This window comes from Rugamonas sp. DEMB1 (genome assembly GCF_029834475.1).
In the GTDB taxonomy this organism is placed as follows: Bacteria; Pseudomonadota; Gammaproteobacteria; order Burkholderiales; family Burkholderiaceae_D; genus Rugamonas; species Rugamonas rubra.
Map to the genome: position 1 here is coordinate 5,963,048 of NZ_CP122407.1, position 15,913 is coordinate 5,978,960.

General features: G+C 69.6%; 11 protein-coding genes and 2 pseudogenes. 1 reads left to right on the forward strand and 12 read right to left on the reverse strand.

The features are described 5' to 3' along the window. Nucleotide 1 precedes the first annotated feature (1 nt). The 4 genes and pseudogenes from QC826_RS27510 to QC826_RS27525 form a co-directional block, all read right to left on the reverse strand. Nucleotides 2–1,339, reverse strand: coding sequence for a TldD/PmbA family protein (locus QC826_RS27510; RefSeq protein ID WP_279763271.1), 1,338 nt, complete (start codon nucleotides 1,337–1,339; stop codon nucleotides 2–4). Between the two features lie 8 nt (nucleotides 1,340–1,347). After that, a complete protein-coding gene (locus tag QC826_RS27515; RefSeq protein ID WP_279763272.1) occupies nucleotides 1,348–2,985 on the reverse strand; it encodes a TldD/PmbA family protein in 1,638 nt (545 codons plus the stop codon). 205 nt (nucleotides 2,986–3,190) lie between these two features. Further along, nucleotides 3,191–4,530, reverse strand: a pseudogene (locus QC826_RS27520) (TldD/PmbA family protein). 18 nt (nucleotides 4,531–4,548) lie between these two features. Continuing rightward, entirely contained in the window at nucleotides 4,549–6,186 is a 1,638-nt protein-coding gene (locus QC826_RS27525) for a TldD/PmbA family protein (protein WP_279763273.1), read from the reverse strand. Nucleotides 6,187–6,758: 572 nt separating this feature from the next. Between QC826_RS27525 and QC826_RS27530 the strand changes: the two genes are divergently transcribed. Beyond that, nucleotides 6,759–7,562 carry a class I SAM-dependent methyltransferase gene (locus QC826_RS27530; RefSeq protein ID WP_279763274.1) on the forward strand — a complete coding sequence of 268 codons (804 nt, stop codon included), beginning with the start codon at nucleotides 6,759–6,761 and terminating at the stop codon, nucleotides 7,560–7,562. Nucleotides 7,563–7,639: 77 nt separating this feature from the next. On the opposite strand, the gene QC826_RS27535 is transcribed toward QC826_RS27530, so the two are convergent. The 8 genes and pseudogenes from QC826_RS27535 to QC826_RS27575 all read right to left on the reverse strand — a co-directional run bounded on the left by QC826_RS27535 (nucleotide 7,640) and on the right by QC826_RS27575 (nucleotide 15,906). Beyond that, a complete protein-coding gene (locus QC826_RS27535) occupies nucleotides 7,640–9,121 on the reverse strand; it encodes a methyl-accepting chemotaxis protein (RefSeq protein WP_279763276.1) in 1,482 nt (493 codons plus the stop codon). Nucleotides 9,122–9,356: 235 nt separating this feature from the next. Further along, nucleotides 9,357–9,887: a chemotaxis protein CheW gene (locus QC826_RS27540; RefSeq protein WP_279763277.1), complete on the reverse strand. Its 531-nt coding sequence runs from the start codon at nucleotides 9,885–9,887 to the stop codon at nucleotides 9,357–9,359. Nucleotides 9,888–9,897: 10 nt separating this feature from the next. Further along, nucleotides 9,898–11,625 (reverse strand): annotated as a pseudogene (locus QC826_RS31835) (methyl-accepting chemotaxis protein); the annotation flags it as partial. A gap of 24 nt (nucleotides 11,626–11,649) precedes the next feature. Continuing rightward, a complete protein-coding gene (locus tag QC826_RS27555; RefSeq protein ID WP_093390848.1) occupies nucleotides 11,650–12,945 on the reverse strand; it encodes an EAL domain-containing protein in 1,296 nt (431 codons plus the stop codon). A gap of 12 nt (nucleotides 12,946–12,957) precedes the next feature. Continuing rightward, nucleotides 12,958–14,040, reverse strand: coding sequence for a chemotaxis response regulator protein-glutamate methylesterase (locus QC826_RS27560; RefSeq protein WP_093390847.1), 1,083 nt, complete (start codon nucleotides 14,038–14,040; stop codon nucleotides 12,958–12,960). Further along, the gene (locus tag QC826_RS27565; RefSeq protein ID WP_279763280.1) at nucleotides 14,037–14,552 is read right to left on the reverse strand and encodes a chemotaxis protein CheD; all 516 of its coding nucleotides are present in this window, start codon (nucleotides 14,550–14,552) and stop codon (nucleotides 14,037–14,039) included. The genes QC826_RS27560 and QC826_RS27565 overlap by 4 nt, the downstream gene beginning before the upstream one ends. Further along, the gene (locus tag QC826_RS27570; RefSeq protein ID WP_409567906.1) at nucleotides 14,549–15,355 is read right to left on the reverse strand and encodes a CheR family methyltransferase; all 807 of its coding nucleotides are present in this window, start codon (nucleotides 15,353–15,355) and stop codon (nucleotides 14,549–14,551) included. Before QC826_RS27570 ends, QC826_RS27565 begins: the two co-directional genes overlap by 4 nt. 14 nt (nucleotides 15,356–15,369) lie before the next feature. Further along, nucleotides 15,370–15,906 carry a chemotaxis protein CheW gene (locus QC826_RS27575; RefSeq protein WP_279763282.1) on the reverse strand — a complete coding sequence of 179 codons (537 nt, stop codon included), beginning with the start codon at nucleotides 15,904–15,906 and terminating at the stop codon, nucleotides 15,370–15,372. Nucleotides 15,907–15,913: the final 7 nt, after the last annotated feature.

Below are 15,913 nucleotides of genomic sequence, written 5' to 3' on the forward strand. Positions count from 1 at the left end.
GCTACACCGCGTCCGACAGCGAGGTGAAGTTGAAGTCGCGCACCTTCATCGGCGGGATCAACATTTGGTAGCGCACCTCGTCGCCGCCGATCACCACCGGCTTGCCCAGCTCCTCGATGTTGTTGAGCATGGACACCGGGCTCTCGTTGAAGCGGAAGTTCTTCACCGGGTGCTTGATCTTGCCGTTCTCGATGTAGAAGGTGCCGTCGCGCGTCAGGCCGGTCAGCAGCAGCGACTGCGGGTCGACCTCGCGGATGTACCAGGTGCGGGTGACCAGGATGCCCTTCTTGGTCGAGGCGATCAGCTCCTCGGTCGACTTGCCGCCGCCCGACATGATCATGTTGCCGTGCCGGCCGCTGGCGCGCTTGCCCTGCTTGGCGGCCCAGAACAGGCTGTAGTCGAGCGCCTCGATGCGGCCGTCCTTGATCACGCTGGTGCGCTCGCGCGGCAGCATCGACCTGCCGTCCCAGGCCAGCACCGGCACGTCCTTGTCCCACGGGTCGGCCCACAAGTTGACCTGTTGGTCGAACAGCTTCTCGCCCAGGCGGTTGCCGCCGCCCTTCTTCGACAGGAAGCTGCGGCCCTCGTCGGCCTGGCGCGCGTCGAAGGCGCCGAACATGCGGCCGATCAGTTCCGAGGTGGCGGCCGGCTCCAGGATCACGGTGTAGCGGCCGGGTTCGAGCGCCTTGGCCTCGACCGAGCGCAGCGCCTTGTCGATGGCGATGGCCGAGGCCTCGCGCACGTCGAACTTGGCGGCGTCGTTGGCCGAACGGGTGACCCAGCCGGAGCCACGGCCGTCCTCGGTGCGGGTGGTGACGGTGAAGCCCAGGTTGCTCAGTTCCTGGTAGCCGAACAGGCCGTTCGAGTTGGCCACCACCTCGAAGCCGGTGGTGTCGGAGAAGAAGCCGGCCGCCACCAGATTGTGCTTGCGCGCGGCGTTGATGCTGTGCGCCGCCACCTCGGCGCGGAAGTCCGGGTCGATGGCGGCGGTGGCCGCGCTGTAGGTGGCCGAGGCCTTGTACTGCTGCTGCTTGATGGCCGGCTGGAACTCCGGGTTCTCCGGCGCCAGCCGCGCCACGTCCTCGGCGCGGCGCACGGCCTTCTCCAGCGACTGGTCGTCGAACTCGTTGACCGAGGCGCTGCCCTGGCGCTTGCCGAAGGCGACGCTGACGTTGAGCTGGGTGTTGTCGACCACGCCGGAGGTGGAGACGCTGTTGCGGGCGTAGCGGATATTGCCGTTGCGGCTGCCGCTGATCGAGACGCGGCACTCGTCGGCGCGCGACAGGGCGATCACCTTGTCGCTGATGCGTTTGGCTTCTTCCTGGTTCAGCTGTTTCATGTTGTCCCTTAGCCGATCTTGCGAGCGGTGTTGATCACGTTGACGCCGTTGAAGCGCGTGGTGCTGGAGCCGTGCGAGACGGCGCTGACCTGGCTCGGCTGGCCCTTGCCGTCGAAGAAGGAGCCGCCCATGCGCCAGTCGCGCTCGTCGCACAGCGCCGAGCAGGCGTTCCAGAACTCCTGGGTGTTCGACTGGTAGGCCACGTCCTCCAGGGGCGCGCCGATTTTGCCGTCCTTGATCTCGTAGTACAGCTGGCCGCCGAACTGGAAGTTGTAGCGCTGCTGGTCGATCGAGAACGAGCCGCGTCCCAGGATGTAGATGCCCTTCTTGACGTCCTTGACCATCTCGTCCGGCGTCAGCGGTTTTTTGCCGGCCGCCAGCGACACGTTGGGCATGCGCTGGAACTGCACGCTGCTCCAGCTGTCCGCATAGGAGCAGCCGTGCGAGGCGGTCTCGCCGATGATGTGGGCCTGGTCGCGCGTGGCCTGGTAGTTGACCAGGATGCCGTCCTTGATCAGGCTCCAGCGCTTGGCGGCGACGCCCTCGTCGTCGTAGCCGACGTGGCCGAGCGAACCGGGCGTGGTCTTGTCGGCGACCACGTTGACCAGCTCGGAGCCGTACTTGAATTTTTTGCTCTGCCACTTGTCCAGCGTGGCGAAGCTGGTGCCGGCGTAGTTGGCCTCGTAGCCGAGCACGCGGTCCAACTCGGTGGCGTGGCCGACCGACTCGTGGATGGTCAGGAACAGGTGCTCGGGGCTGAGCACCAGGTCGTACTTGCCCGGCTCGACAGACTTGGCGCCCAGCTTCTCGCGCGCCTGGCGGCCGGCGGCGCGGGCGTCCTCCACCAGGTCGTAGCCGCCACGGTACAAGGTGGTGACGCCGCCGGCGGCGCGCAGCTTGTGCTCCGGCCGCGCGTCGAAGAACTCGTAGCCCATGCTGGCCGGCGAGGACAGGCCCTCGCGGGTGCGGAAGCGGTTGCTGGCCTTGTCGACGGCGGTGGCGGTGAACGGCGCCCACAGGCGGTGGATGTCCTGGTCGATGTAGGAGCCGTCGGTGGAGGCGAAGTACTTCTGCTGGTTGACCTGGAACAGCATCGACTGCATGAAGCTGGCGCCGGCGTCCATGCCGGCCTTGTTGGCGGCGATCAGCAGCTCGGCCTTGTCCTTGATCGGCACCATGCGCCAATCCTTCTTGTACGGCGTGGCCCAGGCCACCTCGCCGACGCCCTGCACGGGCGCCAGGCGCACCGGCTCGCCGCCCAGCTTGGCGTTGGCCTTGGCGATGGACACGGCCAGGCGCGCCGCGCCGGCCACGCCGTCGGGCGACATGTCGTTGGTGGCGGCGAAGCCGTAGGCGCCGTTGGCGATGACGCGCACGCCGACGCCGGACGATTCGGTGTTGACGATGTTCTCCACGTTCAGCTCGCGCGTGGTGATGAACTGGTTCAGGTAGCGGCCGATGCGCACGTCGCAGTAGCTGGCGCCGGCCCGGGTGGCGGCGTTCAGCGCGGCGTCGGCCAAGGCCTTCTTGAAGCGCACCTCCTGCGGCTTGAGCAGCTCGTCGGCGGCGATGGCGTTGCCGAACACCGGCACCAGCATGGCGCCGCCCGCCGCCGCGCCGATTTTGAGAAATGAACGTCGTTCCACTGTGGCTCCTAATGCATACAATTTGAAACGCGCCGCCGTGTGACGGTGCGAAGTACGGCACAACCTTCACTGCGGTACTCAGATGCTTCGTCGCCAGCTTGGTGCCGGCGGCTGCTATGCTAGCCAGAGGCGGAGAGCCAGGGTCAGACCCTAGGGTCTGACCCTAGATTTGCGTCGTGGCTCTCGACCTTCAGCGCCGTGCCCGTTACACCGCGTCCGACAGCGAGGTGAAGTTGAAGTCGCGCACCTTCATCGCCGGGATCAGCAGCTGGTACTGCGACTCGTCGCCGGCGACGATCTCCGGCCGGCCCAGCTCGTCGATGTTGTTGAGCATGCTGACCGGGCTCTCGTTGAAACGGAAGTTCTTGATCGGATGCTTGATCTTGCCGTTCTCGATGTAGAAGGTGCCGTCGCGCGTGAGGCCGGTCAGCAGCACCGACTGCGGGTCGACCATGCGGATGTACCAGGTGCGGGTGACCAGCACACCCTTCTTGGTGTTGGCGATCAGCTCGGCGGTCGACTTGTTGGTGCCGGCCATGATGATGTTGCCCGGCTGGCCGACGGCGCGCTTGCCCTGCTTCTTGGCCCAGAACAGCGAGTAGTCCAGCGCGCTGACGCGGCCGTTCTTGATGATGTCCATGCGCTCGCGCGCCAGCATGCTGTTGCCGTCCCAGGGCAGCACGGCGACGTCCTTGTCCCACGGGTCGGCCCAGACGTTGACCTGCTGGTCGAACAGCTTCTCGCCCAGGCGGTTGCCGCCGCCCTTCTTCGACAGGAAGCTGCGGCCCTCGTCGGCCTGGCGCGCGTCGAAGCCGTTGAACATGTAGCCGAGCAGGTCGGAGGTGGCGGCCGGTTCGAGGATCACGGTGTAGCGGCCCGGTTCCAGCGCCTTCGCCTCGACCGAGCGCAGCGCCTTCTCGATGGCCACGTTGGAGGCCTCGCGGGCGTCGAACTTGGCGACGTCGCCGGCGTTGCGCTTGGCCCAGCCGGAGCCCCGGCCGTCCTCGGTGCGCACGGTGACGGTGAAGTCGATGGCGGTGTCCTGCTGGTAGCCGAACACGCCGTTGGAGTTGGCGATCGCCTCGAAGGAGGTGGTGTCGGCGAAGAAGCCGGCGGCCACCAGCTGGTTCTTGCGGCTGTTCTCGATGCTGTAGGCGGCCACCTGGGCGCGGAATTCGGGGTCGATGGCGGCCGTGCTGGCGCTGAAGGTGGCGCTGGCCTTGAAGGCCTGCTTGGCCGGCGTCGACATGAACTCCGGGTTGTCCGGCGCCAGGCGGGCCAGTTGCCCTCGGCGCGCCGCACCGCCTTCTCCAGCGACTTGTCGTCGAACTCGTTGATGGTGGCCACGCCCTGCTTCTTGCCGAAGGCGACGGCGACCGACAACTGGGTGTCCTCCACCAGGCCGGCGGTGGAGACGGTGTTGCGGGCGTAGCGGATGTTGCCCTTGCGGCTGCCGCTCAGCTTGACCTCGCACTCGTCGCCCTTGGAATAGGCCAGCACCTTGGCGCAGATGCGCTGCGCTTCTTCTTGATTCAGATTCTTCATCGCGGAACTCTCCAGGGCTTAGCCGATCTTGCGGGCGGTGTTGATGACGTTGATGCCGTTGAAGCGGGTGGTGGACGCGCCGTGCGACACCACGCTCGACTGGCTGGGCTGGCCCTTGCCGTCGAAGAAGGAGCCGCCCATGCGCCAGTCGCGCTCGTCGCAGATCGCCGTGCAGGCGTTCCAGAACTCCTGGGTGTTGGACTGGTAGGCCACGTCCTCCAGCTGGGCGCCGATCTTGCCGTCCTTGATCTCGTAGTACAGCTGGCCGCCGAACTGGAAGTTGTAGCGCTGCTGGTCGATCGAGAAGGAGCCGTCGCCGACGATGTAGATGCCCTTCTTGACGTCCTTGATCATCTCGTCCGGGGTCAGCTTCTTCTTGCCGGCCTGGAGCGACACGTTGGGCATGCGCTGGAACTGCACGCTGCTCCAATTGTCGGCGTAGGAGCAGCCGTGCGAGGCGGTCTCGCCGATGATGTGGGCCTGGTCGCGGGTGGCCTGGTAGTTGACCAGGATGCCGTCCTTGATGATGTCCCAGCGCTTGCAGGGCACGCCCTCGTCGTCGTAGCCGACGTTGGCCAGCGAGCCGGGGGTGGTCTTGTCGGCGACGATGTTGACCAGCTCCGAGCCGTACTTGAATTTCTTGCTCTGCCACTTGTCCAGCGTGGCGAAGCTGGTGCCGGCGAAGTTGGCCTCGTAGCCGAGCACGCGGTCCAACTCGGTCGGGTGGCCGACCGACTCGTGGATGGTCAACCACAGGTGCTCGGGGCTGAGCACCAGGTCGTACTTGCCCGGCTCGACCGACTTGGCGCTCAGCTTGGCCTTGGCCTGCTGGCCGCAGGCGCGGGCGTCCTCGATCAGGTCGTAGGAGTTCTTGTACAGGGTGCAGATGCCGCCGGCCGCCTTGACCTTGTCCTCCGGCCGCGCGTCCAGGTACTCGTAGCCCATGCCGACCGGCGAGGACAGGCCCTGGCGCGAGCGGAACTTGTTGCTGGTCTTGTCGACGGCGGTGGCGAACACCGGCATCCACAGGCGGTGCAGGTCCTGGTCGATGTAGGAGCCGTCGGTGGAGGCGAAGTACTTCTGCTGGTTGACCTGGAACAGCAGCGACTGCATGAAGCTGGCGCCGCCCTCCATGCCGGCCTTGTTGGCGGCGATCAGCAGCTCGGCCTTCTGCTGGATCGGCACGGTGCGCCAATCCTTCTTGTACGGCGTGGCCCAGGCCACCTCGCCGACGCCCTTCTGCGGCGCCAGCCGCACCGGCTCGCCGCCCAGCTTGGCGTTGGCCTTGGCGATGGCCACCGCCTGGCGCGCCGCGCCGGCCACGCCGTCGGGCGACATGTCGTTGGTGGCGGCGAAGCCGTAGGCGCCGTTGGCGATGACGCGCACGCCGACCCCGGCCGACTCGGTGTTGGTGACGTTTTCGATGTTCAGGTCGCGGGTGGTGATGAACTGGTTCAGGTAGCGGCCGACGCGCACGTCGCAATAGCTGGCGCCGGCCTGGGTGGCCGCCGTCAGCGCGGTGTCGGCCAACATTTTCTTGAACTGCAGGGCCACCGGCTTGAGCAGCTCCTCGGCCGCGATGGCGCGTCCGAAGGCGGGCAGCAACATGCTGCCCAGGGCCAGACTACTGATGTTGAGAAATGCACGTCGTTCCATAGTATCTCCAAAAAAACACTCACGCATCGGGTTGCGGACGGGCCGCACGCGGGGTCTTGCTCGGTTGCGCCGGGTCTTGTGCGCCACGGCTTGTGCTACTGGCGGGTGTCGCCACCACTTGATACTTTTGCAATTACGTCGGGGCCCGCTATCGCGTAATGAGCGGCAACATTACCAGCAAAATAAGAAACGAGATAGGCAATATTTGTGCCACTGGGCGGCGGCGGCCGGCCGGGGTAGGCGGCACGGCGGTAGCGGCTTGCATGCTGGCAGGGAGGCGGACAAGCGCGCCGGCCGGCTGTCCGCGCGCTGTCCGCGAACTGTCCGCGAACTGTCCGCCAAGTGTCCGCCGGGTGTCCGCGTACGGCCGGCGGACAGTGCCGGCGGCTGCGGAACGGCGGGATGGCGGCGGGGGGGGGGCGGGATGGCGGCTATGGAACTGCGGGCCAGCGGCGCGGCGGCGCTGCGGATTCGCTTGACCGGCCTGCGCAGTTGGCCGATGATCGCGCAGGGCGACCGCCGCCGTGTCGCCCGTCCATCGCAGCATCCCACCCACCACGAGGAGACTTTGCATGAAACGACTACTACTGGCCAGCGCCCTGTTGTGCGGCATGGCCGGCACGGCCCAGGCCGACGACGCGCTGAAGGCGGCCATTTCCGGCGACAACCGCACGCCGGCCAACGCGCTGCGCGACGGCGCCCGCCACCCCTACGAGACGCTGAGCTTCTTCGGCATCAAGCCGACCATGACGGTGGTCGAGCTGGCGCCGGGCGGCGGCTGGTACACCGAGATCCTGGCGCCCTACCTGCGCGAGCGCGGCAAGCTGATCGCCGCCGGCAACGAGCTGGCCTCGCCGGACGCCGACGCGCGCCGCGGCGCCGAGCGCTTCATGACCCGCCTGAACGCGCGGCCGACCGTGTTCAACAAGGTGCAGCTGGGCGTGTTCGAGCCGCCGCGCAAATACGAGTTCGCGCCGGCCGGCAGCGCCGACATGGTGCTCACCTTCCGCAACATCCACAACTGGATTCCGAGCGGGCCGGACAATTTGAAGACGCTGTTCGCCAGCGTCTACACCAGCCTCAAACCGGGCGGCGTGTTCGGCGTGGTCGAGCACCGCCTGCCGGCAGGCCAGACCCAGGACGCCCATGCCAGCACCGGCTACATGTCGGAGCGCTACGTGATCGGCCTGGCCGAGGCGGCCGGCTTCAAGCTGGCGGCCAAGTCGGAGATCAACGCCAATCCGAAGGACAAGGCCGACCACAAGAGCGGCGTGTGGGCGCTGCCGCCGACCTACGCCAACAAGGACGAGGACCGCGCCAAGTACACGGCGATCGGCGAGAGCGACCGCATGACCTTGAAGTTCGTGAAGCCGTAGTTCAGCCATAGCCGGCGGTGGCAACGTAAACGACAGAGGGAGGCCGCGCGCCTCCCTCTGTCGTTTACCGCGCCCGGCTAGAACTTGGTGAAGTGGCTCTCGTCCGGGCCGTCGGCGCCGACGGCCAGCGGGCGCGCCGGCTTGGCCGCGCGCCGCGCCGCGCCGGCGCGGATCGCCGTCGGCCGGTTCGGCGCGCGCGCCGGCGCCGCCTCGACGGCGTGGTGGCGGAACAGCTGCATCAGTTGCTCGAGCTGCTCGGCCTGGGCGCTCATCTCCTCGGCGGTGGCGGCCAGCTCCTCCGAGCTGGCGGCGTTCATCTGGGTGGTCTGGCTCAGCTGGCCGACCGCGCTGTTGATCTGGCGCACGCCGGAGGACTGCTCGGCCGAGGCGGCGGCGATCTCCTGCACCAGCGCCGAGGTCTTGCGGATGGCCGGCACGATGGCGTCGAGCAGCACGCCGGCCTGCTCGGCCAGCTGCACGCTGTTGGCGGCCACCTCGCCGATCTCGCGCGCCGCCACCTGGCTGCGCTCGGCCAGCTTGCGCACCTCGGCGGCGACCACGGCGAAGCCCTTGCCGTGCTCGTGGGCGCGGGCCGCCTCGATGGCGGCGTTCAGCGCCAGCAGGTTGGTCTGGTAGGCGATGTCGTCGATGATGCCGATCTTCAGGGCGATCTGGCGCATCGCCGCCGCCGTCGCCTTGACCACCTCGCCGCCGCGCGCCGCCTCCTGCGCCGCCTGGGTGGCCATGCCGTCGGTCAGCTTGGCGTTCTCGGCGTTCTGGGCGATCGAGGCGCTCATCTGCTCGATCGAGGCGCTGGTCTCCTCGACCCCGGCGGCCTGCTCGCTGGAGGCCTGCGATAAAGTTTGCGCGGTGGCGCTGACCTCCTGCGAGGCGCCGGCCAACTGGGCCACCACCTGCTGCACGTCGCGCACCACCAGGCCCAGGCTGCGCGACAACCACCAGGCCAGCAGGCAGCCGACCGCCACGATGACGACGTCGAGCGTCAAGATCAGCCGCTTGGCCGTCTCGGAGACGGCGCCCATCTGCGCCGACTGGCGCAGCGTCTCGGCGGCGTTGAGTTCGAGCAGCTTGTCGGTGGCGGTGGCGATGGCGGCGTCGGCGCCCTTGGCCGCCTTGTCCAGCTCGGCCACGCCGGCGCCCTTGGCGCGCAGCGCCTCCAGCTCCACCATGCTCTCGGCGTAGGCCTTGATGCCGGCGTGGATCTCGCCGAGCTGGCCCTGCTCCTCGCGGCTCAACTCGCCGCGCGCCTGGTAGGCGGCGACGGCCTTGTCGATGGCGGCCAGGTCGGCGCGGAACTTGGCGGCGTAGTCGCCGCCGCGCAGCACGTAGTTCTTGAAGTGGTGGACGGCGTCGCCGTGCGAGCGCACCACGCCCAGCACGGCGTCCTTGCGCGCCATGGTGACGTGCTCGACCTCGTCCCAGTTGCGCTGCAGCGCGCCCAGGTTGACGAAGGCGACCACGCCGAGCAGCAGCACCAGCAGCACGATGAGGCCCAAGCCCAGGTGCAACCGGGCCTCCATTTTCATTCGTCTCAACATGAGCAACTCCTTTGGGTGGCGGCCGCTGCGCTGCGGCGGGACGGGCCTGCGCAGGGCGGCGGCGCGGAGGGAAAGCGGGGACCGGCGGAAACCATTGTGCCGCAATAACGCACGGCAATTCTCACCAAAAGCCACAGTGTTGCATCGGCGCCCGCCGGGCGGCGGACGGCGCCGGGCGGCGGACGGCGCCGGCCAGGCGGCCGGCGGCGGCCCCCGGCGGCGCGGGCGCGGCGCGCTACAGCGGCGCGGCCGGCGGCGCGCCCTGGGCGGCGGCCAGCGCGGCGATCTCGCTGCCCGACACCACGTGCTGCACGTCGAGCAGCAGGACGAAGCGGCCGCCGACCTTGCCGATGCCCTGCAACAGCTCGGCGCGCACCTGGGCGCCGAAGCTGGGCGCCGGCTCGATGTCGGCGGCGCCGATGTCGAGCACGGCCTGCACCGCGTCGACCAGCACGCCGATGACGAAGGCGCCCTCCTCGGCCGCCACCTCGAGCACGATGATGCAGCTGCGCTTGGTGAGCGCGCCGGCGGCGCGCTCGAGGCGGCGCGCCAGGTCGAGCACCGGCACGGCGGCGCCGCGCAGGTTGATGACGCCGCTGATGCAGGCCGGCATGCCCGGCAACGCCGTCACGCCGTTGTATTCGATGATCTCCTTGACCGCCAGGATGCCGATGGCGAACAGGTCGGCGCCGAGCAGGAAGGTCAGGTACTGCGCCGACGCCGCCCCTGCCGGCGGCGGCGGTGTCACCAGCGGCAAGGCTGCCATGGCCGTCCCCCTAGAACTTGACGAAGTGCGACTCGTCCGGATCGCCCATGTCGGCCATCTGGCGGCGTCCGCCCTGGCCGCCGAAGCCCTGGCCGGCGGCCTTCTTGCCGCCGCGTGCGGGCGGCCGCGGCAGCGATTTGCGCGGCGCCCCCAGCAGCTTGAAGAAGGCCATGGTCTGCTGCAGCTGCTCGGCCTGGCCGCTCATCTCCTCGGCGGTGGCGGCCAGCTGCTCGGAGCTGGAGGCGTTCTGCTGGGTGGTTTGGCTGAGCTGGGTGACGGCCGAGTTGATCTGGCCGACGCCGGCCGACTGCTCCTCCGAGGCGGCGGTGATCTCCTGCACCAGGTTGGAGGTGCGGCGGATGTTGGGCACCATCTGGTCGAGCAGCTTGCCGGCCTTCTCGGCCAGCTCGACGCTGCTGCTGGCGACCTGCTCGATCTCCTGCGCCGCCACCTGGCTGCGCTCGGCCAGCTTGCGCACCTCGGCGGCGACCACGGCGAAGCCCTTGCCGTGCTCGCCGGCGCGCGCCGCCTCGATCGCCGCGTTCAGCGCCAGCAGGTTGGTCTGGTAGGCGATGTCGTCGATGATGCCGATCTTGCGGGCGATCTGCTGCATCGCCGCCACCGTCGAGCGCACCGCCTCGCCGCCCTCGGCCGCCTCCAGCGCCGCCTTGCTGGCGATGCCGTCGGTGACCCGGGCGTTCTCGGTGTTCTGCGAGATCGAGGCGGTCATCTGCTCGACCGAGGCGCTGGTCTGCTCGGTGCCGGCGGCCTGCTCGCTGGCCGCCTGCGACAGCGCCTGGGCGGTGGCGCTGACCTCCTCGGAGGCGCTGGCCAGCGCCTCGGCGCCGTTGTTGACCTCCTGCACCACGTGCGACAGCTTGTCGATCATGTTCTTCATCGCCGCCAGCAGGCTGGCGCTGTCGCCCGGCTTGAGCACGACGTCGGCGGTCAGGTCGCCGTCGGCCACCCGGCGCACGATCTCGGCGGCGTAGGACGGGTCGCCGCCCAGCTGGCGCAGGATGCCCGACAGGATCAGCGCGCCCAGCGCCACCAGCAGCGCCAACGCGACGGCCGAGGCGGTGTACATCTGGCGCAGCGCGGCGGTCGAGGCCGCCTCGGCCTCCTTGACCGCGTCCTCGCCGTACTTGGCGTTCATCGCCACCAGCTTGCCCAGCCCTCCTCGACGGCGTGGAAGGCCGGCCGGTTGTCGAGGATCAGCTGGTGCAGCGCGGCGAACAGCTCCTTGCGCTTGGCCGGCTCGGCGCCGACGATGCGGTTCATCTGCTCGACGATCTGGCCGTCGCGCGCCTTCCACTGCTCCCAGTCCTTGACGAACTGCTTCCACACCACCGCCTCGTCGGCGGTCTGCGGCAGCGGGTCGTAGACCCTCCAGGCCTTCTCCAGCTCGGCCATGATGTCGGCCTTGCGCTTGACCTCGTGGGCGATGTCCTTGGCGTCGGTGAAGTAGCTGGCCATCGAATCGACCGCCCGGTTGGCCGAGCGCAGCGCCGTCTTCGCCTCGTTCATGGTCTGCAGGCTCTGCACCGAGGGCATGCGGTTGCGGCCGACCTCGTCGATCATGTCGGCCTGCTTGCGCATGCCGAGGAAGGCGATCAACACCACCAGCGCCAAGGCCAGCACGGCGACGGCGATCAGGCCGATGATTTTGCTCTTGACCGTCAGATTGTTCAGCATCATTGTCTCCCCAGTGTGGTCCTGCCCCATGGTCCGGTCGCACCGCGCGCCGGCCCTCTTTGTCAACTCAGTCAACCTGCCCGGCGCCGGCCAGCGCGCGCAGGCGGCGGCGGTCGCGCCGCATCCAGCCGATCAATTCCCCGGCCGGCATCGGCCGCGCCACCAGGTAGCCCTGCGCCATGTCGCAGCCGAGTTCGCGCAGCAGGCGCCAGTCGGCCTCGCTCTCGACGCCCTCGGCCACGGTGTGCACGCCGAGGCGCTGGCCCAGCTCGAGCGCGCTCTTCAGCACCACCTGGCGGTTGGGCCGCTGCGCGGCGCCGTGCACGAAGGCGCGGTCGATCTTCAGTTCGGTGAAGGGGCAGCGGGCGAACTGCTGCATCGACGAGTAGCCGATGCCGAAGTCGTCCATCGCCAGGCCGAAGCCCATCAGGCGCAGCCGCCCCAGGTTGGTCAGCGACTGCGACAACTGGCGCATCACGCTGGTCTCGGTGACCTCCCACACCAGCGCCGCCGGCGCCACGCCGGAGGCCAGCACCAGCGCCGTCAGGCGGTCGACGAAGGCGCGCTCGGCCAGGTTGTCGGCCGCCAGGTTGATCGACACCGTCAGCGGCGGCAGGCCGGCCTCGCGCCAGGCCAGCATGCGCTCGAGCACCTGGCCGACGATGGCCAGGGTGAACTCGGCCATCAGCGCGCTGCCCTCGAGCGCGCCGATGAAGTACAGCGGCGCCAGCAGGCCGCGCTGCGGGTGCTGCCAGCGCGCCAGCGCCTCGACGCCCTTCAACTGGCCGCTGTTGATGGCCACCTTGGGCTGGAAGTAGGGCAGGAACTCGCGGCGCGCCAGCGCCGCCGCCAGCTCGTCCAGGGTGGGCACGAAATCGGGCGCCAGCGCGGCGGCGCCGGGCACGCGCGCGGCCAGCTCGAGCAGCTGCTCGAGCGCGGCCGGCTGCACCGGCTTGAGCAGGGTGCCGAGCAGGCCGAAGCTGGCGTCCTCCGAGCCCATGCTCTCGATGATCTCGAGCAGGCGCGGGTCGCGCGCGCTGATGACGATCAGGTGGTGCACCAGGCGCCGCTCGCGCAGCTGGCAGGTCAGCTCGATGCCGTCCATGCCCGGCATCTCCAGGTCGGTCAGCACCAGGAACAGCGGCACGCCGCCGGCCCCCTCCAGCGCGCGCAGCGCCTCGTTGCCGTCGGCCGCCTCGAGCACGGTGCCGAAGCCGAGCTGGCGCAGCAGGCCGACCAGGTGGGCGCGCTGCACCGCGCTGTCCTCGACCACCAGCACGCTCTGGCCGTGCCAGACGCGGGCCGGCCCGGTCGGGGCGGCGTCGGCGTCGGCGTCGGCGTGGGCGGAGAGGTCGATGGTCATGGTCGCCCGCGCTCAGTGGTGGAAGGAGGCGAGCTGCTGCAGGATCTCGCGGTAGATCTGGTTGAGCGGCAGGGTCTTCTCGACACCGCCGCGCTTGACCGCCTCCTTGGGCATGCCGTAGACCACGCAGCTGGCCTCGTCCTGCGCCAGCGTGCGGGCGCCGGCCTTGAGCATCTCGAGCAGGCCGGCGGCGCCGTCGTCGCCCATGCCGGTCATGATGACGCCGAGCGCGTTGGCGCCGGCGCAGCGCGCCACCGAGCGGAACAGCACGTCGACCGAGGGCCGGTGGCGGTTCACCAGCGGGCCGTCGACCACCTCGACGAAGTAGTAGGCGCCGGTGCGGCGCAACAGCATGTGCTTGCCGCCCGGCGCGATCAGGGCGCGGCCGGGCACCACGCGGTCGTTGTTGGCGGCCTCCTTGACGCTGATCTGGCAGACGCTGTCGAGCCGCGCGGCGAAGGCGGCGGTGAACTTCTCCGGCATGTGCTGGACGATGACGATGCCGGGGCAGACCCGCGGCAGCGCCGTCAGCACCTCCTCGAGCGCCTGGGTGCCGCCGGTCGAGGTGCCCAGCGCCACCACCCGCTCGGTGGTCTGCAGCACCGCGCGCCCCTCGGCCGGCGGCAGGATCACGTCGGCGTTGTGCTTGACGGTGGGCTGGGGCGGCGCCGCCGCCCGGCCGGCCAGGCGGCGCACGTTGGCGCCGGCCGCCGCGCGCACCGCCGAGACCAGCTCGTCGGCGCTGTCGTGCAGGAACTGCTTGAGGTCGAGCCGCGGCTTGGTGATGATCGCCACGGCGCCGGCGGCCAGCGCGTCCATCGAGGTCTGCGCCCCCTTCTCGGTCAGGGTCGAGCAGATCACCACCGGGGTCGGCCGCTCGGCCATGATCTTGCGCAGGAAGGTGATGCCGTCCATGCGCGGCATCTCGACGTCGAGCACGATGACGTCGGGCCACTGCGTCTTCATGCGCTCGATCGCCAGCAGCGGGTTGGCCACGGCGTGGGTGACGACGATGCCCTGGGCGCCGTTGAGCAGGCCGCTGAGCACCTGGCGCACGACGGCCGAATCGTCGACGATCATCACCTCGATGCTCATGCCGGCTCCTGGTGCGGGCGGCGCGGCACGAAGTCGGGCGGCACCTGGCGGCTCAGCACCTCGCCGCTGCGGATGGTGAAGATCAGTTGGCGGTGGCCCTCGCCGTACAGGCTCTCCGAGACCACGGCGATGCCGTGCTGGCGCAGCAGCTCGCGGGCGCAGGCGGCGTTCTGGCTGCCGATGTCGGGCACCTTGGCGCTGCGCGGGAACATCGCGCCGCCGCCGAACAGCTTGCCCTGGCACTGCGCCGGCGGCACGGCGCGCCGCTCCAGCTCGGCCAGCAGGAAGTCCATCGCGTCGACGCCGTACAGGCCGGCGCGCCCGGCGCCGGCCTTGCGGTTGCTGCCGGGCAGCAGGAAGTGCGACATGGCGCCGACCCGCCGCGCCGGGTGCCACAGGGTGATCGAGACGCAGGAGCCGAGCAGGGTGCGCACGCGGTACTGCTGGTCGCCGACGAAGCAGTCGCCCGGCATCAGGAACACGTCGATCAGCTTGAGGGCGGCGCCGTTCATGGCGCCGGCTTGCGGTAGATCGACGGCGCCAGCGCCTGCACGGCGTCGCTGATGTCGTTGAGGGTCTCGGAGTGGCCGATCAGGAAGTGGCCGCCGGGGCGCAACTGGGCCAGCAGGCGGGCCACCACGGCGCGCTTGGTCGGCAGGTCGAAGTAGATCATCACGTTGCGCAGGAAGATCAGGTCGAAGCTGCCCAGCTTGGGCAGCGGCTGCACCAGGTTGAGGTGCTGGAAGGTGACGCGGGCGCGCAGCGCGCGCTCGACCAGCAGGGTGCCGGCCTCGCTGCCCTGGCCCTTCAGGCAGTAGCGCTTGAGGTAGGCCGGCGGCATCTGGCTGGCGCGCTCCATCGGGTAGTGGCCGCGCCGCGCCTTGTCCAGCACGCGGCTGGAGATGTCGCTGCCGAGCACCTCCCAGGGCGCCTCGCCGAGCACCTCGGCCAGCACCATGGCGATGCTGTAGGGCTCCTCGCCGCTGGAGCAGGCGGCGCTCCAGACGCGCAGCGCGCGCTGCTGGGCCTTGGCCGCCAGGGCCAGCTCGCGCAGCAGGGCGAAGTGCTTGGGTTCGCGGAAGAAGTAGGTCTCGTTGGTGGTCAGCAGGTCGACCGCCATCTGCAGCTCGGCCGGCTCGCGCCGGCTCTCGAGCAGCATCAGGTAGTCGCCGTAGCTGGCCAGCTGGTAGTGCGCCAGGCGCTTGGCCAGGCGGCCGCTGACCAGGGCCTGCTTGCCGTTGGCCATGAAGATCCCCGCCGCCTCGTAGATGAAGCGCTGGAACTGCGAGAACTCGCGTTCGCTCAGGGTGATCATCGCCATGCCGGTGCTCAGTGTTGCGCGGCGCGCGCCAGCGCGACGATCTCTTCGCCCGACAGCACGCGGTCGATCGCCAGCAGGCTGACGAAGCGGCCGCCGGCCTTGCCGATGCCGGCGATGAAGTCGGGCCGGATGCGCGTGCCGAAGGCCGGCGGCGGCTCGATGTCGGCGCCGCCGATGTCGACCACGGCGTTGACGGCGTCGACCAGCATGCCCAGCACCTGGCGGCCCTGCTCGCCGTCGAGCAGCTCGACGATGACGATGCAGCTGCGCTTGCTGATCGGGCTGCTGGCGCGGCCGAAGCGGGCCGACAGGTCGAGCACCGGCACCACCGCGCCGCGCAGGTTGATCACGCCGCGCACGCAGGGCGGCATCATCGGCACCGTCGCCAGGCTGCAGTATTCGATGATCTCCTTGATGTGCAGGATGCCGACGGCGAACTGCTCCTCGCCCAGCATGAAGGTGAGGAACTGGCTGGGCAGCGCGGCGGCGGCGGCGGCCGGGTTGGCCAGGGCGCGGCCGGCGCTGGGTTCGGTGGCGGGGATCATCGGGCGC

What these genes read in the sequence shown, in the direction of transcription:
- QC826_RS27555 (WP_093390848.1), bottom strand. Translation starts at nt 12,945, where the DNA reads ATGACCATCGACCTCTCCGCCCACGCCGACGCCGACGCCGACGCCGCC.
- QC826_RS27510 (WP_279763271.1), bottom strand. Translation starts at nt 1,339, where the DNA reads ATGAAACAGCTGAACCAGGAAGAAGCCAAACGCATCAGCGACAAGGTG.
- QC826_RS27575 (WP_279763282.1), bottom strand. Translation starts at nt 15,906, where the DNA reads ATGATCCCCGCCACCGAACCCAGCGCCGGCCGCGCCCTGGCCAACCCG.
- QC826_RS27570 (WP_409567906.1), bottom strand. Translation starts at nt 15,355, where the DNA reads ATGATCACCCTGAGCGAACGCGAGTTCTCGCAGTTCCAGCGCTTCATC.
- QC826_RS27530 (WP_279763274.1), top strand. Translation starts at nt 6,759, where the DNA reads ATGAAACGACTACTACTGGCCAGCGCCCTGTTGTGCGGCATGGCCGGC.
- QC826_RS27560 (WP_093390847.1), bottom strand. Translation starts at nt 14,040, where the DNA reads ATGAGCATCGAGGTGATGATCGTCGACGATTCGGCCGTCGTGCGCCAG.
- QC826_RS27540 (WP_279763277.1), bottom strand. Translation starts at nt 9,887, where the DNA reads ATGGCAGCCTTGCCGCTGGTGACACCGCCGCCGCCGGCAGGGGCGGCG.
- QC826_RS27565 (WP_279763280.1), bottom strand. Translation starts at nt 14,552, where the DNA reads ATGAACGGCGCCGCCCTCAAGCTGATCGACGTGTTCCTGATGCCGGGC.
- QC826_RS27525 (WP_279763273.1), bottom strand. Translation starts at nt 6,186, where the DNA reads ATGGAACGACGTGCATTTCTCAACATCAGTAGTCTGGCCCTGGGCAGC.
- QC826_RS27535 (WP_279763276.1), bottom strand. Translation starts at nt 9,121, where the DNA reads ATGTTGAGACGAATGAAAATGGAGGCCCGGTTGCACCTGGGCTTGGGC.